Genomic DNA, 23,509 nt, shown 5'->3' with positions numbered 1-23,509 from the left:
GCCGCGGCTCGGCCGTTACAAAACCGGCCAAGCATGTGCAGTTTCAATCGATAACTGCCGAGGTAAAACCCAACTAAAGGTGGTAATTTTTCGCGCAAAACGCCAGTTTCAACCGGCGATTACCCCAAACAGTGCGCTTGCGAAGCTCAAGACGATAATCAGGAAGCGTCCTGCAGATCCGCGTCGCCACAGAACATTTGTATACGCGAACGTAACCAGCGCTCAGCCGGATCGTTGTCCTGCGCGCCCCGCCAAGCCATGTGCAATTCTATTGTGCGCGTTTTGAACGGCAGGTCTTCAGTGCGCAAACCACCTTGGGCCGTCAAGACATCTGCGGTGTAGTCGGGCACGGTGGCGACGATGTCTGTACCGCTGAGTAACGCGCCCAGTGCGTTGAACTGCGGCACGGCCAACACCACGCTACGTTTGCGATCGAGCGCTTCGAGATCCGGATCGATAAAGCCGATGGTGTCACCTGCATACGACACCATCGCCTGTGGGCGGGCGCAAAACTCATCCAGGCTCAAACGGCCAGGCGCTGAATCGGCGCGCAGCAATTTGGCCTTGGTAACCCGCAGCACTTTGCGTTTGGCATTGGCCGGTAATTCATCGGTGTAACTCACGCCAACCGAGATTTCGCCTGAACTGAGCAGGCCCGGCATCAACAAGTGATTGGTCCTGCGAATCACCAGCACCACGCCCGGCGCTTCGGCGCGCAAGCGTTTGATCAGCGGCGGCATCAGCGCGAATTCGACATCATCGGACAGGCCAATGCGAAACACTGCATTACTGGTGGCGGGGTCGAAGTCGGCGGCGCGGCTTACAGCAGTCGAGATTGAATCGAGGGCCGGCGAAAGCAGCGCAAAGATTTCCTGAGCACGCGCTGTGGGCTCCATGCTGCGGCCCGTACGCACAAATAACGGGTCATCGAACAGCCCACGCAACCGCCCAAGTGCCGCACTGATTGCGGGCTGGCCAAGAAAGAGTTTTTCAGCGGCCCGGGTTACGCTGCGTTCATGCATCAGCGTTTCGAAAACAATTAGCAGGTTGAGGTCGACACGGCGTAAGTCGTTGCGATTCATCCAAAATCCATTGGTCAGGGCTGCATGCCAATTATTATAACTGCAGGCTAATGCGCAGGGCGTTGTATCAACAAGCCTAGCAGGCCGATTGTGCAACAAGAGGTTTGCAAAGAACTGCGAGCAAGCCGGTTATTTCTATTGCCAGCAGAGCAGACGCAACTGCGCTTCATTGCACGAAAGTATTTCGTACCGTTGGCCTGTTGAGCGGAGAGTTGCCCCTCGATAGAGTGAATAAGCTTGAGTAATACGCTTGCAAGGATTTAGCGGCGACGTGGTTATAAGTTGTTTGATGCAACCAGTGCGCGCCCATCGGCTTCGCTACAGCTCCCGTCCTAGAGGCGTTACATGCAGAAAGCAGTAGGTTTTGGCAAGTAGTCTGCGCAGAAATATATCCGCTGTTTCAGGGCCTTAAGGCGTTGTAAGCAATCATCAGCCTGCTAGACTGGCACGGTATTTGTAATCTATCGAGGACCCTCATGATTAAAAAATGCTTGTTCCCAGCAGCCGGTTACGGCACTCGCTTTCTACCTGCAACCAAGGCTATGCCTAAAGAGATGTTGCCGATAGTGAACAAGCCTCTCATCCAGTACGGCGTCGAAGAAGCGCTGGATGCAGGTCTCTCGCAAATTTCGATGGTGACGGGTCGCGGCAAGCGCGCACTGGAAGATCACTTCGACATCAGTTACGAGTTGGAACAGCAAATTCGTGACACGGATAAAGAAAAATACCTGGTTGGCATTCGTCGCCTGATCGATGAGTGCACGTTCTCTTACACCCGTCAGGTTGAGATGAAAGGCCTCGGCCACGCCATTTTGTCTGGCCGTCCGCTGATTGGTGATGAGCCATTTGCCGTGGTGCTGGCCGATGACTTGTGCATCAACACCGAAGGCGACGGCGTATTGACCCAGATGGTCAAACTGTACAACCAGTTCCGCTGCTCCATCGTAGCGATTCAGGAAGTGCCGGAAGATGAAGTACACAAGTACGGCGTAATCTCTGGCGAGATGATTCGTGATGATATTTTCCGGGTTAACTCGATGGTCGAGAAACCCAAGAAGGAAGATGCACCGTCTAATCTGGCGATCATCGGCCGCTACATCCTGACTCCGGACATCTTCAAGTTGATTGAAGACACCGAGCCGGGCAAGGGCGGCGAAATCCAGATTACTGATGCCTTGATGAAGCAGGCGCAGGAAGGTTGTGTACTGGCGTACAAGTTCAAAGGTAAGCGCTTTGACTGCGGCGGCGCCGAAGGCTACATCGAAGCAACCAACTTCTGTTTCGAGAATCTGTACAAAGCTGGCAAGAGCGTTTGAAGACAGCAAAACAGCGTTAACTCAAAAGGCCATTTCACAAACGAAATGGCCTTTTTTGTATGGCCTGTTCCGTCTTAATGAGCGTGCTGGCTGTGATCTGCTTCGTCGTGGCTATCCATGCCATGCTCACTCATTGCTTTGATGCGTTCTTTCTGCACAGGGCTCAAAACGCGTTGCCACGTTTCATCAAATTGCTGCCAGGCGGACTCTCCCGCGCTATTCACTTGCGCTTTATCCTGACTGCGCAGGGCTGCTCGTACTTCTTCAGCAGAGCGGGCGCAGGCCTGTTTGATTGCATCTTCTTGCTCGCTTTCAACGTCTGCAATCCAGAGCGTACCGTTCACTGCATCGCAGCCACCTTCCGTTGCCAGGTTCAAGCCGCGCGCAGCTTCTACAGATGCGCCTTGCCAGTATGATTCGGGTAAGCCCAGCTTAATGTAGGCAAGGCTGCGGTTGACGCTGGCAAATACACCGTCTGGATTGGGCAGTGTTACCCAGGCGTGGACCATCGCCAGGCGCCCGCGATTATCGCCTTTGGATCGGTAATTCTTGTCGATCCAGCGGTCGGCCAGCCAGCCTATAAAAGGGCGCTCTTCGGTAGCGGCATCGATTGCGCGAATAAAGTCGTGCACGTGCCAGTGGTCCTGGTTTCCGGCGAACCCTTCGGGCAGCGGCTCACCATCTCCGATTCGCACAACAAATGCGACACCTGTCAGCACCTTCTTGCCGTTGATGTCTGTGTACATGAGGTTATTGGGTTGGCTGAAATCGAGTTGATCACCCGACACATAATCAGGAGCGGGGCCCGAGTAGTGGTAACCCATAAGTGGAGCATCATCACCAAAGACCTTCCAGCCTTCGCGCTCGGCGACAGAGAAGTCCCGGTACTTGTCTGCAGCCGCGCGGACCACGGCAAGCTGGCTCTCAACCGTTTGCGGCTGATTGGCGAACACCAAGGGTTCACGCGGGGTTTGCGGTGCTGAGGTGCAGCCCGTAAGAACTGCTGAGAGGGATAGAAAAAAGCAATGCACGCATATTAGGTTTACCTACTTAGAGCAATAAACGTTTAGCTCGCGCAGGCTACGATCTGACTGCCAGTCATTATAAGTTCAAAGCCATTGCGCTTGTTTACAGGTAGAACCGCTCATCTTTCTGTTAGTTCAATTGCTGAACAGCCAGTAACGTGTCTGGACCGCTGCACGCCGTTTAACGCGGCCTGTAAATGATTCGATCACTTAATATGTTGCTCAATACCCAGCATAGGTTAGCGCGTGTTAGCAGGGTGATCTGGGTTATGCTAACGCCTTTATCAGGGAGATAATCATGTCTTACGATTTTGACCTATTTGTGATCGGTGCAGGTTCCGGTGGCGTCCGTGCTGCCCGTTTTGCTGCAGGTTATGGTGCGCGCGTAGCGGTAGCTGAAAGCCGTTATCTGGGCGGTACTTGCGTGAATGTGGGCTGTGTGCCGAAAAAGCTGCTGGTGTACGGCGCCCATTTTTCCGAAGAATTCGAGCAGGCCGGTAACTTTGGCTGGACGCTTGAACCGGCCAAATTTGACTGGCCGACGCTCATCCGCAACAAAAATCGTGAGATCACGCGGCTCAACGGTATTTATCGCAACTTGCTGATCAACAGCGGCGTAACGCTGCTAGAAGGCCATGCAAAGATGCTCGATGACCATACCGTCGAGATCGATGGCACGCGTATTACTGCGGCCAATATTCTTATTGCCACCGGCGGCTGGCCGGTTATTCCGGATATTCCGGGGCGCGAGTACGCGATCGGCTCCAACGAGGTGTTCTTCCTCGAGCAACTGCCTAAGCGGGTAATTGTCGTGGGCGGCGGCTACATTGCGGTCGAGTTCGCCTCTATTTTCAATGGCCTCGGTGCACAGACAACCCAGTTGTATCGCAGTGAACTGTTCCTGCGTGGTTTTGACGGGGCAGTGCGTGAACACCTCAAAGATGAGTTGCTCAAGAGCGGTATCGACCTGCGCTTCAACAGCGACATCAGCCGCATCGACAAACAGTCTGATGGCAGTTTATTGGCCACCTTGAAAGACGGCAGCACGCTTGTAGCTGATTGCGTGTTCTACGCCACAGGGCGACGTCCGATGCTGGATAACCTGGGCTTGGAAAACACCTCGGTGACACTCGACTCACGGGGTCACATCAAGGTCGATGAACACTATCGTACCGAGGCCAAGTCGGTTTTCGCGATTGGCGATGTGATTGGTCGTGTTCAGCTCACGCCGGTTGCGCTGGCTGAAGGCATGGCGGTTGCGCGTCAGCTGTTCAAGGAGGACGAGTACCGCGAAGTCGATTATCAGATGATCCCGACTGCGGTATTCAGCTTGCCCAACATTGGCACCGTGGGCATGAGCGAAGAACAAGCGCGCGAAGCAGGGCACACACTCAAGGTTTTCGAGAGCCGTTTCCGGCCAATGAAACTAACTCTTGGCGAATCGCAAGAACGCACCCTGATGAAACTGGTGGTCGACGCAGAATCTGATCGTGTACTGGGTTGCCACATGGTTGGGCCAGATGCCGGTGAGATCATTCAGGGCCTGGCGGTTGCGATTAAAGCCGGCGCGACCAAAGCGATTTTCGATGACACCATTGGCGTGCATCCGACTGCCGCTGAAGAGTTCGTCACCATGCGTACCCCTGTCGATCGCTGAGGCGCGTATGGCGCAACTGTTCTACTTCGCCGACCTGTTCGGCGTAGCGGTATTCGCCATCACTGGCGCACTGATGGCAGGTCGCAAGTCCATGGATCTGTTTGGTGTGCTGGTGATTGCGATCATTACGGCATTGGGTGGCGGCACGCTGCGTGATGTGATTCTCGGCAACCATCCGGTCAGCTGGATTCGCGATGACACCTATATTCTGATCGCCAGTTTTGCCGCATTAGGCACCGTGGCCTGGGTGCGCATGACGCAGCCGATCCACGAAAAAGGCCTGTTGATTGCCGACGCCTTTGGCTTGGCGGTTTTCACTGTGTATGGCACGGAAGTGGCGTTGCAGCACAACGTGCCGATGAGCACCGCAGTGATTATGGGCGTAATGACCGGCGTGGCCGGTGGCGTGATGCGCGATGTGATCTGTAATGAAATCCCGCTGATTTTCAAAAAGGAAATCTACGCGACAGCGTGCATGGCCGGTGCCACGGTGTTTATCGTCATGCGTTTGCTGGCGACGCCGCCTTGGCTCGATACCAGCGTGGCGATGTTGACGGTGCTGGGTATTCGCCTGGCGGCTATTCGCTGGCACTTGTCGTTACCACAATTTCATTTGCTCGACCGCGACTGACAACTATAGGGTGGGAATAAGCATGATCGAGCGACTGGATCATCTGGTATTAACCGTAAAGGATGTCGAGGCAACGGTGGCCTTCTACTGCCGCGTGCTGAATATGCAGCATGAGGTTTTTGCTGAAGGACGCCATGCTTTGGTGTTTGGCCAGCAGAAATTCAACTTGCACCAAGCAGGTCGCGAGTTCGAGCCCAAGGCCCAAGTACCCACGCCAGGCTCCATCGACATGTGTCTGATCACCCGCTGGAGTAGCGCCGAGGTGGTTAGACATCTGGCAGAGCAGGGCGTGGAAATCGAACAGGGGCCTATTGCACGAACAGGTGCGATTGGGCCAATTGAATCGGTGTATATCCGCGATCCGGATAATAATCTGATCGAAATCAGCCATTACAGCTGATTTTGGCTCGCGCTTTTCCTCTGGCATGGTCTGAATGTACGGCAACGCTTGATCTGCAAGCAGGCATGAACCTACAGCAACAGATCAACTAAAAGTGCACCTCAGCAATATTGAGGCCCATCGCGGACAGCTCGGCGATAAGCAGATTGAGGTCTGCATATGACTCGACTTGCTCTTGGCCATCAACCAGGAAAAAACTTCGCCCGGCATTTTTCTTGAAGAAAACAATCCATTCCTTGGTATTACTTGGATTCGCACTGATGTGGGTTTCGAGAGAAACGCCTTCAGCCAGCCTTGCTTTTACATCCTGACGCCGCATGGGAGCCTTCCTGGTTGGTCAAGTGAGTTGGCAGTCTATCTCCGGTTGCAACTGTGCAGATTGCGCAGTTGCAGAGGGGATTTGACATGCAGGGCAGGTTCGATCAGTGACAGGCGTAAAGGTTCGATGCAGTTTAGGCCGAATCGCAACCTGATCGCGATGTAGCTATGGCCTGAGTGGAGAGTGCTTTATTTTTACTAAGCGTCTCGCCGTATGTCCATATACTAAATTGAACAAGTAGGCGATGTCATTTGTTCATGAGCGATCCTTACGTCATCACCACTGGGTTTTTCAACAATTTCGTGGAGCCTAATGTTCACGGATTTATGTACATGAGGAGCCTTTTACTTGCCTGTTGAAGACTCCCAGTTAAATTTCATATTAGAATTTCTTTCCCGCCAGGCGAGTATGTTCGTGTAACAAGAATGTGATGAAGCTTCGTGACAGGTCACAGAACAGACGAGCTTCACCCACGGTTAGCTCCTCATGCTCGCTAAGTGAGGCCCCATGGCGAATTCCGCCACCATCTGGGGCGGACAAGTAACCATAAATGTTGTCCAGCCATATGCTTACTCGATCTAAAGTTTTACCCTTATTGAGCCGACGTAAGTCACCAATAATTTTTGAGAAGTACTTTCCCGTGACGTTGCCATCCGGAAACTCGGTTCCGCGAAAAGCTGTTGAAATAGTTTCGAGCAACCAGAGTATTTCTTGCACTGCTGCCCGGTTTTTCCCCGACGCCAACATATGTTCTGAGTCGCTGAGTGAGTGCTGGATTTTCTCGTTGGCCCTAGCGTCAAGCGACGGGACATTATGCGGGACAGGAATTGACTTGAATTCAGCTGTCGTTATCAGGTTTGGAGGGGCAATGGCCAACCCGCAAGGGGCGAGGTACTTATTGACATAGAGCCACGGAGGAATAGCAGCGTTCACATCCATCGATTCGATGTCAGCAAGCCCGTCATAAAGAGCCTCTGCGAACAGCGCTGCATTCTGGCCTGCAGATTGAGCCATGAATGTTTCGAGATCTGACTCTGCCCAGCTTTCGGTCGAGCTGGTGCCCGTTGTAGTACCGATAGATTGAGCAAAGCGGCGTTTGAATGTTTCCAGTATGTGCTTTCTGCTGCACGTGCCAGCCACCCGATTTATCACATGCTGGAGGATGTCGTTGACGACATTTTCACTCACGGTGCCAGGGGATTCAAACCGCCAATTTGGATCGAACTGCAGCATGGCTTTTTCCTTGGGGAAAATGGACGTCAGCGGGTTGTGACATTCAAAGGCGCCGCTTCGGTAGTACTTGTGCAACGCCTTGATGGGCGATCAATCTATGCGGTGAAATCATACTCGAAACGAATCAGACCACTGGAACAGCAAGGGCAGGTATCGCGGATGAAATCCTCCGCTCATATAATCGATGACTTTCCGGGCTATGAATACTAGATGCCTGGGCACTCACTGACCGGCTTTCCGGACGCGCTTATCGTTTACGCGCTTTACATGTCGCGTTTAGCGTCATCGGATGCGATGAAGGCTTTCCAGTATTTATCCAGCCGTTGCAGGGCAGCGCGGGCGGCGGCACCGGCCTTTGGGTCGCTATCATTTCTCAGCAGAGTGCAGAGAATTAGCAGGCGCCACGCTAGATGGCGCTTATCCTCTTGCAATGCATACGTTACCAAGCGCTCGAGTTCATCAGGACGATAAGACGCACACAAATACATGGCCTGCATGATGGGTTCCACAATCCCGCTATTCACGCATAGTACCGATCCAACGCCGGGAATGTCATGGGTATGCAGGCCAAGCATGTCTCTGAGGTCGCGAGGCGCCGGTTCGAAAATCAGATCCTCAGAGTTGCCCAAAGTGGCGACAATGGAGAGGTTCACCGATGTACCGCCATCGCCCGTGTCCATGGGCGTCATTGCCAAGTGGCTCAGAATCAGCCAAGGCTGAATATCCCCAGGCAGCCGCTCGTTCATTCCTTCACCGAATTGAATGCGTACGCCTTTGACATCCTTCGTTAGTATTTCCACCATAGCCCCCTCAGTCAGGACGGTGGCCTCTGGCTTGGCGGCAATCAGTGTGTTGACGATTAGGAACAAGTGGTTACCGTCAGTAACTCGGGAGATGGCTGCTGCGACGCAGAGATCTCCCTCGGGCACGAAATGCGATTGCTGGAGTATGTGCTGCAGGGTTGTATGAAGGCTGTCCGCGTCCGTTTGCTTGTTGAGGTCTGCCGCCCACTCGGCAGAGATGTAATGAGCCAGCTGCTCTGGGAATCGAATGACCAGCCTTGGCCCGAACGTCCGGGTGTCGGTCCAGTGAATAACGCCATTTCTGCGCAGGCGTTCAATTCGCTGTTCGCCGATTGACCGCTCTAGGATATCGGGATCGATCGACGGTGCACCGTAGGTCTCGATGATTCGCTGCTGGTCTCGACCGTTTTCCGTCACATCGACCAGATAGGCAGCGGCAAGCTTTGATAGATCGTGCTTCAGCTGAGGGTCTGCACCAATGAGGTTGCTCGCCCTTTCCAGCATCCGAAAATCGGGAATCGGAGGGATTACCAGACGGGTTTCATATCTCGAACCATCAATTGCTGATTTTCGCTCCGGGACATGCCGGGGTAAAAGGGACGCGATAAGCCGCAGCTGACGCGGGCGACGCAGATCAGGAATCAACTCCGCGCCAGTCAAAAAATGCGCGTATTTGAGTTTCGCAAAAAGCTCGCGTGCGGCTCCGAACTCTTCGTTTGACAAAGCCTCAAGCTCAACCGGTGTTGCCAGGCGGCCAAGCATTGTTTCTTCAATGCGGCCAGCCAAGGTACGGCATGAGTCGAATGTACCGCTATCAGTCCCGAATACGAGCTGGAGGCGCTTCAGCTCTGCAAGATGCAGCAGCTCCTCTAGCTCACCAGTCGGTATTCCGTCCACCACGAGAATGAGTCCTGCCAGGGACTGACCAGTGATAAGCCACTGTCTGACGTCATCCCGGGAAACCCCAATGGAAAGCTCTCGGGTAAGTCGGGATGAAAGAAATTGTAGAATATCGCCCGAGCTTTTACGGTCGACGTAAAGGACAGGAGCCTTCTCAAGCTTCTCGACCAGTTGGATCAGTGTGCCAGTGATCCCTGATAGGGGAGCTCCATGCAGGACGGCTACTTTTGAGCCGTTTTCGAAGTTCTTGCAGATTTGACCTACAGCCTTGCGGGGTATTTGGAAGCCCTCAGCAATGGCCCGGTGCAGATCAGGTATGGCACCAGTTCGGCTGCTGATCTCCTCGGCATTCCATCTCTTGAGTATGGCTCCCCAGATTTGCGGGTCACGTCCCAGCAAACTGCGAATTGCGCCCTCGGTCGAGCAGCGTGCCAGACTTGACGCTGCTGACAGAATTTTCTCCAAACCTGCAGCATCCGCTTTATCGATTGAAACTGGGGTTCCATCGTAGGTCAGGACGAGTCGGGTCGACTCTTGATAGCCATTCGTTACCAGTACCAGTGGCACCATTGGTTGGTGGATTCGGGCATAGGAAAGCCCCTGGTCGACATCCTCATCAGTGATAGCCACAGACGGAGCTTTCAGCTCAGCGAGCAACAGCGGTTTATCGTCGAGAAACACAACGACGTCCGACCGCCCTTTGACGATATCTCTGGTTTTTCCACTCCCATCGACCGCAATGTGATGGTGGCCGAGCTTTAAGTTCAAATAGCGCTCGGCACGGATGTTCGCCGGGAGCAAGGGAAGGGCCTGGCGCAAGCGAGCGATGATCGCAGCCTGAAAATCTGCTTCGTTTACCGGTGGGGTCGCCCCAGAATGGGCAGCAGGCTGCGCCTTTGGCTTAGCGGCGGGTTTCTTTTTCGAGGCGGCCATATCGTCCTTGGAATGCAATCTGAGGTGCGCGTAGCGTACCTTTGGTAGCGGGATTGTTAACTGGCCGGAGTGCAACTTCCCCTAGCCGATTTAGCCAAGGCCGTGAAACCTTAGAGCAGATATGTTACCGCTGGCAGGCCTACAACATTACTCCGAGGACTCTGTGGGCAGACCTCCAACCTCCAACCTCCAGCCGGAGCGAATCTATTAGCTCGCGCAGCCCAAGAGGCATTTGCCGGCGCCCAGGGAAGTTATTTCCATAGTGAAAGCAACCATACTGAGAAAATGCCTGCTGCTGCGCTGATTCCAATCCATGTCTTGTCGATAAGGCCTGAGTGCCACACTTTGGCTGAGAGCACAGCGAAACTGACGCCCCCCATCACCCACTTGAAGCGCTGGAGCGTGGAAGCAAACTTGCGACCGGTAAGTACAAGCCCCAACAGCCAAAGCTGGAGGAATGCTGGGAGGCGGCGATAAACTCGGCCCACTTTCGTGGCCTTGCAAACGCTGACCCATACATGGGAGTCACCGCCAGGATCGTTGCTTGGAATGACGGTAGGGACATTGACTGAACGTATCAACAAAAGCGTACGGGCCAGGTCGAAAGCGATCCGCCGCCGCTCATTGAATGCTTGGGCAATCCGTTGCTCTGGATGTGTGACAGGGTTTTCCAAAACCTCGATTCCCATCACCTGGACGCAGTCGCCTTTGAGTCTTTCGAAGAAAGTGTGTTTCGTGAGGCGTTGCTCAGCCGCCTCATCGATGATTCTGTTCAAGAGGTACTGTTTGATCCTGAGCGTAAAGCGTTCCTTCATGGAACTGAATTCTCTGAACCTGATTTCATGGAATGGACACAGTCTGGATAACTCGTCTGACCCTATTGTCGCTTGCTGAAGTGATGGCTGCGAGGCGATCAAGCCAAACGAAAAATGTCACGTACGTACTGCCATGATTAGTTGAGCTCTATCGTTGGCGCATTTGAACCAAGGAGCGCTCCTGTCGAGTTAATATGAGTGATCAACTTTTCAGCGGCCACTCCTCGGGCACAAGCGCAGGGGGCTTAGACCATGGATCCTCAACCAGCGAATCCTGGAACCACTGATCTCGAAGATTTGCGTGCTCAGTGACTATTATTTGGAACCCAGGAACTTCTTCTTGGGTAAATTTCAGGAGCAGTTCGAACAGCTTCCGAACCGCTGTCATATCAGCGTCTGCCTCGGTTTTTTGCACCGAGCCGTCGGCCTCCTGATAAACCTTCTCGGATGGAAAATAGACTTGGGTAGGCTGGTCGATCATCAGGAATCGTGGAAGAGGGCGGTTGCTCTTGGCCGCGAACCAGTGCAATGCAAGTAGCGCGCTGAGGTGATAGGCCAGGTGGTTCTCACCGCCCCCCGTCCTTGCCATTGGCACCGGGCGTTCCGTTTTGTCGAACACAACGGTGAGTTGCTTCAAATCGAATCGAGCAGGGTAATCACTGAACTCTGCGCCAAAGCGTTTGATGTATCGGGACGTCTGCGCGGAAATGTTGTTCAGGATTGATAAGAGACGATCATCGCTGTCATCCAGACCAATAGCGTCTTCCAAATCCTTGACCCGCAGCTCCCTACGCCGATGCTCAGCGCGAAGGTTGCTTAGGTCAGACTCAGGGATCAGTTGCTCCAAGAACCAGCTGATCCTGCCTACCACGACGGCAGCTGCCGTGGTGCGGGCTTCGGCTGATGCATGCGCGGTACTAGAGGCGATTGCAGCGATCAGTTCTGCATCTTTCTCTGTGATTTGGTCGCAAATTTTTTGATGGCTCTCCTCCTCAGTGATCAAGTAGGCCTGCAGCTTTGGTCGTTGCCCTGCGACGACTGTCATCTCTTCTTCCAAGGTGGCTAGCTCCTGGAGCAGAGATGCTGCAATGGGGGTGTCCATCGCCAGATTGCTTTCACAGAATGGCCACTGCCATTCACCTGTGGCTACGTTTTTGGGGAGCGATTTGATCGAGGCCAGGCGATCAATATGTTGGCTAGCTTCATCAGAAAAGCCGCCGGCACGCTTCTCGAATTGCTTGCCGGCATCGATACGCCCCCTTATCTCGCGGCGCGTTTTGCGCAGACTTGCAAGCTCAGCTTCTAATGTTGCCACCCGGCCGCTGTCATCGTGCGCGCGTTTTTGAGGCACCCACTGAGCCGCCTTTCGCAGCGCCGTAATCAGTCCATTCTCACCGCTGGGCGTAGCGCCTGATTCGATGATGCCCACCGCTTTCGCTTCTGAATACAGCGAAATGGCTTTGAGTTGAAAGGTGTCGATTGTCTGCTGTGCTTCCGATAGCAGTTTGGCCTGGAGCTTGAGTTCTCGCTTCGCAATACGCAGTTTTGCATCGTGCTCAAATCGCTCATTTGTTGACACGCCCAACAGTATCGGAAGCGTGTCTCGAATCGCCTGGGGCTGAAACGGCTCGTTCTGTCGATAAAATAGCTGGTCTTTATTTGCAACTAGACCCTGCTTCTGGAACATGTAGTAGTACGTGTGCTTGATATTAGCGTCGAAGCTGACGCGGCTGTGCCCCGCATCGACGTCGGTACGGTTTTCAGGAATCCCGATCAAGCGCGAAAGCAAAGAGGTGACCGTGTCGTCATCAGCATTGGCGGCTAGGTCGCTGAAGGGGAGCGCTTCTACCTGGTCTCCATATCTCACCATCGCGAAGCTGCAGCTTACTCCTCCCTTTGGCGGGGTAGGCTTTGCAACCATCACCTTGACGCCAGGGAATTGATAGATCACCGAAAACCAAGACACTTTGTCGCGGATGATTCCTTCAGGGACGTTGAAGGTTGACCGCCCCATGCAGTATTCGATGATGTCGGACAGCGCGGATTTTCCGGTTGAGGATCGCCCTGTAATGACGTTCAGCCCTTCGACATTAAATTTGAGGTCTCGACGCTGACCGTCATGGCTATAGACATGGATGGAGCTGATCTTCATGGTCTGATTCCAAATGCTGTGTATATCGTCACTCGGTCGCCAACCCGGGCAAATTCGCGGCCTAGGAGCCGGGCCACTTTCTGGCAACTGATGGACTCCTCCGTTCCTGTCATCGCCTTCTTGGTTGTCCTTGGCTTACTGATGAATCGGCCTTCAGACGTGACCTCAAAGCAGCCCATTTGCATGGCCAGCCCAAATGCCTCAAACGTGAACGGGAGCATTTCTGTTACGCGCTCGGCCAACGAAATGAGAAGCGGGGGATTATCCTCAATGGTCTTGAGCAAGTAGCTTCGGCTGCTAAGTGCAAGGACGTCCCGGCTATTCTTGTGCAGTGACAACGGGAGTATCAACAGGGACAGCGAGAACGGAATTCCTCGCGGGTCCTCGGCTTCGAACGCCTCAAGCGAGCGCATCATCAGCAGCGCGCAAAATGCAGGATTGAAAAGATTTTTGGTTTCGAATGGCCTTAAGTCCCAACGCTTCATGGCTTCGCCCCCACCGCGTTTTGCAGTCTCGCTAGGAAAGATGGGTGCCAATAGACCCTAGGGGTAGGGCGATGGTTGGCTAGGATATGAAAGCCGCCGCGCAGGACATACGGTTCAGTGACGCGGGCTCGGATCTGCAACGAGGTCATGTTTCCGCTACCTAGTTCGGCCCATCTGTACACCTCTTTGCCGGCGTCAATCAGAACAGATTCAGCGCTGTCCTCGTTCAAGTCCTCAAATACTACCTCGCGGTACCGCTCCCATTCGTCAACCAGGCGATCCTCGTAAAGCTCTATTTCTTGAGATACGAGAAGATTCTCACGGGCCCACGCGGAACGTTGCTCGAACGCGCGGTAGTAGTCCAGGATTGCATTTCGGATTCGTGTTGAGCCGATACCCAGCGCTTTTAGTTGCTGAACGAACACTCGGGAATCAGACTCCACGTCGATCTCTTCAGCCGGCAATAGGTTTCTGAACGTGATCGGGAGGTTCTCCGGGGTGTACTCTTCACAAATCGAAGAAAGCTTGTCGGAGATCTCGTGGTTATGGATCGGGTCTTCCTGCTGGCCCGATAGAAGCCGCACGATCAAATCATTCCACCACCCCTCAAGCCGCTCATAGACCGCGTCCCTGATCTCGCGCCGGACGGTTCTCATTTTGCCTTTGATAATCGCTGGGATCTCGACGATGCGAGGGCTTTCATCAAAGATGGTGATCCTTGCAAAGAAGTCCTCTTTTTCAAGGTCGGAGAACTTGCTCAAGGCTTCCTGGATGGGGAGCAGAAGCTTGGATTGGCAGATTCCCAGAGCATCCACCGCCGTTACCCAAAGCTCTTGCTCTAAGTCTGTGCGCGAGGCGTCTGGCAAGAAGTGCCGAAGGAAGGAGTCAGATGACACAGTTGCGGTGCTGAACAGGAAGAACCTCAGATTGGACTGGTTCCTATCCTGGGCCGTGTACCGGTGGATCCAGATGTTCACCGACTTCCAGAAGTCGACCGATAGGTCGGTAATCCGATCCCCTACGGCCTTGTGTTTCAATGAAGCGAGCGTCTTGACGCCGCTTGCGTCGACGAAGTCCAGATCGTCGTCTTTTTCGATCAGCACTGAGGTGCTTTCGGACATTTCAAGCATCTTCAGCAGGGCAAATCTAGGCTGATAAATATAGCCAAGTCCTTGCTCGCTCGCGGAAAAGCGATCCATTGAGCCAGTCACAGCATACCTCCGATGTACACACTAGCTTGGTTTCTTGCGCAATGCCGCCAGTCCTAACAGCACGAGTTGCGGCAACGGCCTAGTATAGGCGACACCAATGGTGTTCAGCAAAAAACAGTATCAGGATGATATCACTGACAATAGACGGCGCGTGAGCCTTCGCACATAGCCATCACACGTGGGTTCACTAGCACGGCGCTTTGTGGGGAACGCACAAATCAATCACTGCTACGAGCGAACCTTTACTATAGGCCAAGGCTGTATTGGCAAAGGGGTTGGGCGGAGCCCCAACCGATTGAATACCATCGACGCGAAATTGGCGGGAGAGCGCCGATTGAGATAAGGAGTCCTCAAAGGCATATCGGTCTATTCTCGCGCAACGGGAAGTATAGAGGGGCGACGATGTTCTCCCGTTACCGTATCAACACCGCGTGTCGATAGCGTCACATAGCTAGAAGTTGTCCAGGGGAGTCTGGACTGCTGGGAAGCTACAGTCCAGTTGGTTAACTTGGGCTTTGGAGACATCCTTGCCATGAGCGTCTGGGCGTCCATGTTCGTTGATGTAATTGAGGTGGAACAGCACCACATCCTTCGTGAGCCCTTCGAAGATCCTTCCGAGGCTTTCCCATTCCTTACTCAACAGCTGGACAAGCTCCAGGAAAAATAGCGGTGATTTGGTTCGATCCAGCAGATCATTAAGAGCCGTACCTGCGAGCGTTGTTCTTCGACGCTCGGGGACCGACGCCAGTACCTTTTCAGTCGCCCTTGCGGTGCCATGCACCGATTTTAAAACGGTTTTGAACGTATCCCTGAGGTCTCTCTCCAGTTTGTTTCGCAAGCCAGAGATATGCGAGACCTGCTGATCGTTTGTCTTCAGAAGCGAGATTTTTCGCTCCTTCTTGAGGACGTAGTCCCGAAGGATTTCCAAATTGAACTCGTATCCCTGCTGGCCGCGTTGGATCAGTCCATAGCCCATCAGATGCCTGACCAGCTCTGGATACTCCGCTGAAATCTCATTGAAAGTGTCGTAGTCGCCGCTGGCCAGGTAGACCAGCATTTCGTACTCCTCGTAGAAGCTTTCGCGCAGTACCCCTATCATCATTTCCAGAAACTCCTCAGCAAAGAGTGCGTACTCCGTGCTGGATACTCGGTAGACCGATTTGTCGACTTCGACTGGCCGATCGCCTTTGATTTTCTGGTGAATGTGGCTGCACATCAATCGGATCAGAAACGGGTGCCCCCCAAATTCAGAGGTCAGCCGGGCACAGATGTCCGTCGAGAATCGAAGCCCCATGTAAGCTCCCAGGCCTCGAACCATCTCCGATACCTGGTCGACGTCGAAGCATGGGATATACCTCGGCGGTATAGAGGCGAAAATTGGGTTCTCATGGCCAACGAGACGAACCTCCTCGACGCTTTTCGGGTTGGTGCCAACCACCAAGTAGGTGAGCACCTCCGCATGCAATTGGTAGAACGCTCGAAGCGTTTGCCAGAAATAGATGAAATCTGGCTGGTCATTCCAGTGCGAGGAGGCCGCTGTCCCTGGGGTGATTCGCTCGATTTCGTCGAAAATCAGCAGTGTGCGAATACGTTTTTTCGAGTTGTAGATCGCCAGCATATCCTGCGGGAAGCTCTCCGCAGCATTGGACTCCGTATAGCGGCCTGTGAAATCAATTTTCACGGTCGACTCGCGGACATCTTTATATTTGGAGACGACACGCTGCAACAATTCATACCAACGAAGACCATGGGTCGCAGGAGTTTCGCAGTCGAAACCTACGCTAATGAAGCCCTGATAGCTCAGCGCCCGCTCTATCGCATAGACGATCGACGTCTTCCCGCTTTTACGCAGCCCGAATAGGCCGGAATGCTCGCCAGACTTGTGCCGATCGACAACGTCATTCACGAGCTCAGAGCGGCCGAAGAAAAATATTTCCTTCTTCAGTGGATTCCGGAAGTCGAACAGGTTTCTGGAGAAGTAGCTCGTCCGAAATTTGTTGGAGATGACGTTCTCGTTGTACTTCTCGTACAGCTCTGTGTACGTGAACGGTATGACGAAGGGGGTTTCGGGGTCTTCATCGACCACCTTGTCGACTTTTTCGGACACGTCTGGATCCTGGCTGACCAAGATATGGCAGACGTTTTCAAGCCGTGCGCCGCTGTGGATCGAATGGATGTGGTCAAAGACGTCGATCGTGCGCGGCTCGAACTGGGGGTATTCACTGAATACACACAAGATTTCCCTGTCGATGTTGAACATCTCGGAGAACTCTTTCAGAGGCTTCATCAGAAAATAGGAGTACCTAGCATTAGCTACCTTGATCTCGCCGCCGGAGCGGGTGAGATACCAGTGCTGCGCCAGCTTCCTGAGGATGCCCTGTTCCGATTTCCGGAATTTATCGATCTGGAACGACTTATGAAACCCCGCCTGCACTGCAATGACCATCGCTCAGCATCCGTTCTGTTCTAGGTAAAAAGCACGATTCTATTGCGCGTGTAATCAATTAGCCAGTATTGCGCACAGCATTTGCTAGGTGCGAAAGCCCGTAATAGGTTCGAGCGAAGCAGACCTTCTGGTCGCTGAACTGAAGCGGATACCTTGACCGGTGGGGTAGGTAATAAGGAGCTGAAACGCGGTCGCGGAAAGCTTCTTTCAGCTGCTGAGCGAGAACGCATCCGACGGAGATGAAACGCCCGAGATTCTTGATCCATTACGAGAAACCATAACAGGACTCCGCGATATTTTGAGTGCTATTGCAGCAGAGCCAGATCAGGCTGAAGTGGCTGCCAGGGCCGGGGAAGCCAACTAAAACAGTTCGAAATGGACGAGATACTGAAAACGCTCGTCCTTCGACCGATTATACGTCTGCATCTTATGAGTCATTCAACGACAAAACCAGCCGATCCACTCCTCCCAGCTCTGCACCCAGCCCCGGATCACAATCATTCGTATAGGTCTTGTCGCCAGCGACTTTGTACCTGTAGTGGCTGAGGCAATCGCCAATGGCCTCGACAAACGTTATTTCCAGTAATGGCTCCATAAGCCAGCTATCGCCTCCATTCATGTAGGCCGGCGAGACCAGAAGAATCGTCTCCAGTGTCTTGTCTAGGGCTCGGTCCAAATTGAGGCTTTCCAGAGTGCTCACGTCAGCGATCATAAGCATGTCACGGACGGTCACATCGTCTTGTCTCCGGGCTAGGGTTACATAGAACCAGGGAAGGTGGAGAACCTGCTCCACATAGCGCCATAACTGAAGGCCTGGCTCAAGCCTTGTGGCTACTGGAATCTCGGCATGCCGATAGGTTCTAAACATAAGCGCCTCCAAATGAACACTATAGATTGTAGCTCTATAGTGATCACAAGGGCTTCATCGTTCCTTTTGCGGACTGAGCAAAATGGAACTGAGAAAAGCCTTCGGCACAGCATTGAAAACGCTCAGGGCAAGCCGAAAATTGACGCAGGAGGATTTTTCGCAGGTTAGCAGCAGGACCTACTTGAGCACTCTGGAAAGGGGGCTCAAAAGCCCAACACTCGAAAAAGTCGATGAGCTGGCTTCAGTGATTGGCGTGCACCCGATGACATTACTGGCAAGCAGTTACCTGCGGGTGGACAGCAACCTTGATCAAGATGAGCTGTTTGCGATAGTTCGGCGGGAATTGCTTCAAGCTGATGCAGTTCCTAGCCACGAGTAGACGGTGAAGCTAAGACCGATTACGCGATTGCCAGAGATCGTAGGCGGATTGCTCGGCTAGGTATATGTGTGCAGCGCCTATGCCTGCCGCCTCCAGAAGAATTGCTAGGTCAGCGGTGATAGGTGCTCGGCAGCTCAGTACACTAGAAAGCTGTTCAAGTGAATATCCTAGGTGCTTTGCCAGCTCAGCCGCAGTCATATCCAGATCAGGCATAACATCTTCGCGAAGAGCCTCACCTGGGTGGGGTGGATTATTCATTGGCATTGGTTCTTAGCCTACGGCAATCGATGCGATGGTTTAAGCAAGGTCGATTAATTTAGCGCCTCCGCAGGGGTGCCAATACCTCTTCCAGATCCAGCCCTTTCATCAGGCAGTTATGCGCAATTATCGATAGAGCCTCGTAAAGGTTATCTCTTTGCCTGATCAGCTCCGCGTTCTCAGCTTGTAAACTGGCAATCCTTTCTTCGAAGCTTCTACGGCGACGCTTGCTATCTGGTTCACTGCCGCTTTCTTTCAATTGTGCGATGCGGGCGAGCTCTATTCTCCTGCCGCGATCCCCAACCAAGGTGGCTCGGCTGGTCAGGCCAAGGCGCTGCTGCACTTCAGTCCGTGATATTGGCGCATGGTTGAGTCCGAGGCTGATCATCTCGGCAAGAACCCTATCAATGGCTTCATCTAGGGCAGAACCTCTTAGTGGCTGTCTCTTAGCCATAGCAGCCTCTATTCCTCTGAAACCGAACTATGTCGTTTTCCTGCGTCCGGAATTGTTACCGGTAGCCCAGCTGGGAACACTTGCTGTACACCAGTTTGGATGCCTCGTGTGAGGGCAGCCTGCAAGTTGTTTAGCTTATGCTCTTGATCAGCTAACCACACGTCACTGCCAGCTTCACCTGTACCCGCTTCGCGCATGATGATGACTGCCTTGTTCAATCGCTCTGTTTGCTCCTGGAGGTTCTTCTGTTCGGATGGCGTCCCTGTGAGATGCAGGTGCGAACAACCATTCCAACATTGCAGATGCTTAGGGCAGGGGGCCTGCGAAAAATCGTGAACACAGCCGCCGAATGGAGTGACATGAAGAGCGGTGGCATGCACGGTGAGAAAGGCTTCTGCCGTGATCGGGCCTTTATCTTGTAGTAGTGAGTGATAGCTGTCGGTCAGCGCGCCCTGAATGTTCCCCAGCCTTATGCCCGCATGAAGAAAATCGATGCGCTCCTGATAGCTGTTGAACGCCAGAAATCCATGGTGGGCATCGGTATCTTCTTCAATACTGGTGTGCTGATAAAACTTGTTCTGTTCGAGCCTTTTTCGTCCCAAGGCCAAGGCTTGCTGAACATCGCTCATGCCTGTGAGATGGTAAATAGTATTACGCCAATGACGGGGCTGATGGCTCGTCAAGCGAATCGGACTTCCGTCCGCCTCGACCAATGATCGGCGTGCAAAGATCGAGGGGTTACGAGGGTCTGCACCAAGAGCCCGGTTGATGTCTAGTAGCGTTACCCGTCGTGGGATTGCACGAAATACGTTTTCCGTACGCTTCCCAAAACGGAACTGACCATCAAAGGCAATGGCCAGCACATCGCTGGTTTTGAGCACAACACGAATATCACCCTGGACATTTTCTGTAAGCGCCGCATGGCCGGCGAGCTTTGGGGCAAGCAAACGCTCAATTTCACCCGCAATATACTGTCGCCTTATTGTTTTCCCGTGCCGACGACCAGAATCATCGACGGGATTTACTCCGTTTCGAGACAAATAAAGGTAAAGGTGTCTGCCGTACTCTTGTTCGTTGCTAAAGCCTAGCCATTCCATTACTTGATCGTCTGATATGACTTCTTCTGGCAGATACATCCAGATACGTCCTGGGTGTCTTTCTTGCCACTCAGCAATCTTTCGTTGCTCTGCAGTCAATGCTTTCAATCGTTCAACCGCACGCCTAGCTAAATGGACATCGCTCTCAGCGAGCCAATGCACGCGGGATTGAAAGTGCTTCTCCGCAAAGTAACGAATCCCGCATTCAACTAGTGGTTTGTCACGGGCATCCACCACTACCTCACCCAATGCCCCTTTTATCGGCCGTTCGACCCAGCAGTCATAGGGAATTACCGCTACTTCGTTTCCACGTTGCCCAGTTGCGATCAAGAGATCAATCACTCTCAGCAATATCTCCTCACCATCACTTAAGGGATGATTGGTACACAGTGCATAGGCTTCCATCGCCTCGCGCGAAGGCAGCTTATCGTCAGACTTGCGCTGCTTTACAGCGCGATCAGGATCATGCAGTGAAATGTAATCGTGTCGGGCTTTCTCAGGCCGAACATCATGTTCAAAATGGATAGCTATCTTGGTTATTTGCAACTTATCAATTGTTTCGGCGATCACCTTGAGGTGCGAAATTGCGTCGTACAAATTTCTGTACCCACTTGCACGAAGAAAACCAACGACACGGTCAAAATCGCCACGCGTCAATTGAGTTGGGTCTGTCTCAGATCGCTCGAATAATGCGTTGTACAACCGTCGGACAGCGATGCTATAGGCCACCACCATCGAGAACTTTAATCCCCGAGTACGCTGGAGGTGTACAATTAATGCCTTGCAGAAGTCCTGAAAAAGCAAGGGGAGAGGAGCTTTCGGTGGCGCGGGGTAGCCGTTCTGTTCAAGCGACTGCCTGTGAGTTTCGAAAGTAAGGGTTGGTGGCGTAAGTCGATGTGGTAGCCATCTTTCGACGGCCCACCGAGTTGAGTCCCATGACGTATCAACAGGTAGGGTCTGGAAAACTGCTTGCTCCTGACTTATGAACGCCTGAAGGCTCTGTCTAGCTCTAAGTTCAGTCACTCTCGGCGCCCCCTGTGCTCTGCCGGCAGCGCTCAATAGTTGCCGTCACCGCTAGGATGGTGACCTGATGTTGAGCTAACGGTCGATTCTGGCTCAGCTCACCTGCTTGTTCCGCCACATCGATGAATCGTTGAGCCTCTTGTAGCAACGCATCTTTCACCAGTTCATGGCGGCCATCAGCAAATGGGTGAAATTTCTTGCAGGTGTAACAAGCGTAAACAGGGTTGTAGGGGCAGTGCGTATGGATGGGGAGGGCGCACGCACCGATGTCTCCGATGTATTGCATGTTAACAACGCCACGAACCTCCCTTTCGGTCGTCGTGTCGTGGCGCTGCACAATTTTTCCGGTCAAAAGGCTGCGCATGATGCGTTGATAGGCCGGACTTTTTCCGAGTGCTCTTTCTTTGATACGGGCGATGTTGGGAGTGGCCGTCACATAGGCGCGTGCTGCGACCGTGCTGTTGTGACCAAGCAACTCTGCGATCATATCCGCCGGAGTTCCTTGATCCGCCAAACTTTGCCCGAGGTGATGGCGCAGTAACATGGAAACTTGGCTAGGCCGAGCTATACCAGCTTCTCGCAACTCCTTTTTGAGGCGATCACCGATTCCGGGTACTGACAGTCGCTTTCCAGTAGAACTTACAAACAATGCCTCGCAGGCGTGGTCAAAGCGACGCTGGAGAATAGAAATATGTTGCTCAATTTTCTCGCCTAGCCGCGCGGTAATTTTACGAGGCCTCCGCTCCGGTCGACGCTGACCTACTTTCTTTGCCATAGGTAGCCAAAGTGTGTAGTACTTGTCGCGCTCAGCGGTTTCTATTACTTCAAAATCCGTGATATCTAATGAGTGAAATTGAATTGCGCGGGGGGCTAGCTCGAACCCCAGGTGAAGCATTATATTGACCTGAAAACTCTCCCAGTCATCCCCTATAATATCTCGATCAATCTGCTTAAGTAGGTGTATTTCTTCGTCCAATTCCAATCCGGATTGTGAAAGAAATATTCTGGAATAGGGGTCTACATGGTCAGACTTAATTTCTTTGATTGATAGGTAGGTTTCCCTATCAAATCCAGTAATTCCTCGATCTACCGCCCACCGATATAATGTTCGAAAGAATATTAAGCTCTCCCTAAACCTTTTCCAGGAATTGATGGTCGTTATTACTTCCTGCTTCGTCCAAGGGAACTTCAGCGCAATATCACTTTCTGCTAAACGATTGAAAACTCCTGTAGCCTTAAAAGCAGTAACTGGCGCATATTTCTCCAGTGCATATGCCATAAATGCCTTAGAAATCTCAATAAATTCCAGATGTAACTTCAGCGCAGACCAGTCGACTTTCATTGCAATCCCGCCGTCGTACCAGACCCAGACGCTTGAACTTGTATCCACATACCGTGGCTGGTCATCGGTTCGGGTCCGAATGGCGATCCGAGCCGGACCTTGAAACTTGTAGGTATCTGAAGAGGAGGGGGGAGCAAGATCCTTATCAGCTGATTGGTCCACAGCGAAACCCCTTAATCGTCTAGACGCTTCCAGGCTGCCGAAGTCCGTTGAGCGTTGTGGCGGCAGGCCGACTCGGCGAGATAGCGGCCGGCGTAACGACGCGGCATAGCCGATGTGGCGGACCAACCGCAAATCCGTCTGAGTTCATCCATAGCTCGTTCCAGTTCATAGCCACGTGTTTCAACCAAGTAGGCTAAAAACCGGTCGGCGAAGGTGTGACGGAAGTCATGAGCTGAAAGTGTAGGCAGTAGACCCGTGTGCGCCTGGTCGATGGCCTGAAAAAGTCGATCAAAAACGCTAGCTAAGGCTCTTATTGACAGCGGGCGACCTCTATCAGAGATAAACAGATAGCGGAATGGCATCTTCATCGGCTTACCTCCGCGTATAGGCCGCCGCTCATGCTGTATGTAGCGCTCATAGACCACATACAAATCAGAGGAAATCCCTATCGTACGGCTGTTTGTCTTCAGAGCCGGTTCTTCAGCACGTGGGTCGCCATGTAGTGGTCTAATGAAACC

Annotated in this window: 20 protein-coding genes and 1 pseudogene; 5 read left to right on the top strand and 16 right to left on the bottom strand. The window is 52.9% G+C overall.

All coding sequences use genetic code 11. The features are described from left to right. Window positions 1-158: 158 nt before the first annotated feature. A complete protein-coding gene (locus tag FEZ62_RS20520) occupies window positions 159-1,082 on the bottom strand; it encodes a LysR family transcriptional regulator (protein ID WP_069900364.1) in 924 nt (307 codons plus the stop codon). A 476-nt stretch (window positions 1,083-1,558) separates the two neighbouring features. On the opposite strand from FEZ62_RS20520, the gene galU reads away from it, so the two are divergent. Then, window positions 1,559-2,398 carry a UTP--glucose-1-phosphate uridylyltransferase GalU gene (galU, locus tag FEZ62_RS20515; RefSeq protein WP_069900365.1) on the top strand — a complete coding sequence of 280 codons (840 nt, stop codon included), beginning with the start codon at window positions 1,559-1,561 and terminating at the stop codon, window positions 2,396-2,398. A gap of 74 nt (window positions 2,399-2,472) precedes the next feature. Here the strand turns inward: galU and FEZ62_RS20510 are convergent, their stop codons facing one another. After that, on the bottom strand, window positions 2,473-3,351 hold the full coding sequence (locus FEZ62_RS20510) for a hypothetical protein (RefSeq protein WP_172929636.1): 879 nt from the start codon (window positions 3,349-3,351) through the stop codon (window positions 2,473-2,475). Window positions 3,352-3,721: 370 nt separating this feature from the next. On the opposite strand from FEZ62_RS20510, the gene gorA reads away from it, so the two are divergent. Genes gorA through FEZ62_RS20495 form a run of 3 tightly spaced genes read left to right on the top strand, consistent with a single transcriptional unit; the run spans window position 3,722 to window position 6,111 of the window. Further along, window positions 3,722-5,080, top strand: a complete 1,359-nt coding sequence (gorA, locus tag FEZ62_RS20505) for a glutathione-disulfide reductase (protein WP_172929635.1) — start codon at window positions 3,722-3,724, stop codon at window positions 5,078-5,080. A gap of 7 nt (window positions 5,081-5,087) precedes the next feature. Then, window positions 5,088-5,711, top strand: coding sequence for a trimeric intracellular cation channel family protein (locus FEZ62_RS20500; RefSeq protein ID WP_069900368.1), 624 nt, complete (start codon window positions 5,088-5,090; stop codon window positions 5,709-5,711). Window positions 5,712-5,733: 22 nt separating this feature from the next. Beyond that, a complete protein-coding gene (locus tag FEZ62_RS20495) occupies window positions 5,734-6,111 on the top strand; it encodes a VOC family protein (RefSeq protein WP_172929634.1) in 378 nt (125 codons plus the stop codon). 88 nt (window positions 6,112-6,199) lie between these two features. Here FEZ62_RS20495 and FEZ62_RS20490 read toward each other — a convergent pair whose 3' ends face one another. From FEZ62_RS20490 to FEZ62_RS20450, 9 genes are all read right to left on the bottom strand, one after another. Next, window positions 6,200-6,430: a hypothetical protein gene (locus tag FEZ62_RS20490; protein ID WP_172929633.1), complete on the bottom strand. Its 231-nt coding sequence runs from the start codon at window positions 6,428-6,430 to the stop codon at window positions 6,200-6,202. Between the two features lie 381 nt (window positions 6,431-6,811). Further along, a complete protein-coding gene (locus FEZ62_RS20485; RefSeq protein ID WP_172929632.1) occupies window positions 6,812-7,663 on the bottom strand; it encodes a hypothetical protein in 852 nt (283 codons plus the stop codon). Window positions 7,664-7,926: 263 nt separating this feature from the next. Beyond that, entirely contained in the window at window positions 7,927-10,299 is a 2,373-nt protein-coding gene (locus tag FEZ62_RS20480; RefSeq protein WP_172929631.1) for a type I restriction enzyme HsdR N-terminal domain-containing protein, read from the bottom strand. 251 nt (window positions 10,300-10,550) lie between these two features. Next, window positions 10,551-11,114 (bottom strand): hypothetical protein, encoded by a 564-nt coding sequence (locus tag FEZ62_RS20475; RefSeq protein WP_172929630.1) that lies wholly within the window; start codon window positions 11,112-11,114, stop codon window positions 10,551-10,553. Between the two features lie 202 nt (window positions 11,115-11,316). Beyond that, a complete protein-coding gene (locus FEZ62_RS20470; protein WP_172929629.1) occupies window positions 11,317-13,266 on the bottom strand; it encodes a DUF3732 domain-containing protein in 1,950 nt (649 codons plus the stop codon). Further along, window positions 13,263-13,751, bottom strand: coding sequence for a three component ABC system middle component (locus FEZ62_RS20465; RefSeq protein WP_172929628.1), 489 nt, complete (start codon window positions 13,749-13,751; stop codon window positions 13,263-13,265). The genes FEZ62_RS20470 and FEZ62_RS20465 overlap by 4 nt, the downstream gene beginning before the upstream one ends. Continuing rightward, complete coding sequence (locus FEZ62_RS20460; protein ID WP_172929627.1) at window positions 13,748-14,950, bottom strand: ABC-three component system protein; 1,203 nt, start codon at window positions 14,948-14,950, stop codon at window positions 13,748-13,750. The genes FEZ62_RS20465 and FEZ62_RS20460 overlap by 4 nt, the downstream gene beginning before the upstream one ends. A 463-nt stretch (window positions 14,951-15,413) precedes the next feature. Next, window positions 15,414-17,408 (bottom strand): ATP-binding protein, encoded by a 1,995-nt coding sequence (locus tag FEZ62_RS20455; protein ID WP_172929626.1) that lies wholly within the window; start codon window positions 17,406-17,408, stop codon window positions 15,414-15,416. Between the two features lie 427 nt (window positions 17,409-17,835). After that, window positions 17,836-18,276 (bottom strand): hypothetical protein, encoded by a 441-nt coding sequence (locus FEZ62_RS20450; protein ID WP_172929625.1) that lies wholly within the window; start codon window positions 18,274-18,276, stop codon window positions 17,836-17,838. Between the two features lie 82 nt (window positions 18,277-18,358). Between FEZ62_RS20450 and FEZ62_RS20445 the strand changes: the two genes are divergently transcribed. Further along, on the top strand, window positions 18,359-18,655 hold the full coding sequence (locus tag FEZ62_RS20445) for a helix-turn-helix transcriptional regulator (protein ID WP_172929624.1): 297 nt from the start codon (window positions 18,359-18,361) through the stop codon (window positions 18,653-18,655). Between the two features lie 9 nt (window positions 18,656-18,664). Here FEZ62_RS20445 and FEZ62_RS20440 read toward each other — a convergent pair whose 3' ends face one another. The 5 genes and pseudogenes from FEZ62_RS20440 to FEZ62_RS20420 form a co-directional block, all read right to left on the bottom strand. Continuing rightward, window positions 18,665-18,919 carry a HigA family addiction module antitoxin gene (locus tag FEZ62_RS20440; protein ID WP_172929623.1) on the bottom strand — a complete coding sequence of 85 codons (255 nt, stop codon included), beginning with the start codon at window positions 18,917-18,919 and terminating at the stop codon, window positions 18,665-18,667. A gap of 52 nt (window positions 18,920-18,971) precedes the next feature. Then, window positions 18,972-19,367, bottom strand: a complete 396-nt coding sequence (locus FEZ62_RS20435) for a hypothetical protein (protein WP_172929622.1) — start codon at window positions 19,365-19,367, stop codon at window positions 18,972-18,974. Between the two features lie 8 nt (window positions 19,368-19,375). Next, the gene (locus FEZ62_RS20430) at window positions 19,376-21,061 is read right to left on the bottom strand and encodes a hypothetical protein (protein WP_242455011.1); all 1,686 of its coding nucleotides are present in this window, start codon (window positions 21,059-21,061) and stop codon (window positions 19,376-19,378) included. Between the two features lie 418 nt (window positions 21,062-21,479). Further along, complete coding sequence (locus FEZ62_RS20425; protein WP_242455010.1) at window positions 21,480-22,829, bottom strand: tyrosine-type recombinase/integrase; 1,350 nt, start codon at window positions 22,827-22,829, stop codon at window positions 21,480-21,482. A gap of 173 nt (window positions 22,830-23,002) precedes the next feature. After that, a pseudogene (locus tag FEZ62_RS20420) lies at window positions 23,003-23,509 on the bottom strand (site-specific integrase); the annotation flags it as partial.

It is taken from the genome of Pseudomonas sp. MS19 (assembly GCF_013277615.1).
In the GTDB taxonomy this organism is placed as follows: Bacteria; Pseudomonadota; Gammaproteobacteria; order Pseudomonadales; family Pseudomonadaceae; genus Aquipseudomonas; species Aquipseudomonas marincola.
Note: the sequence above shows the minus strand (reverse complement) of the source record. Positions and strands in the feature narration are given on the sequence as shown.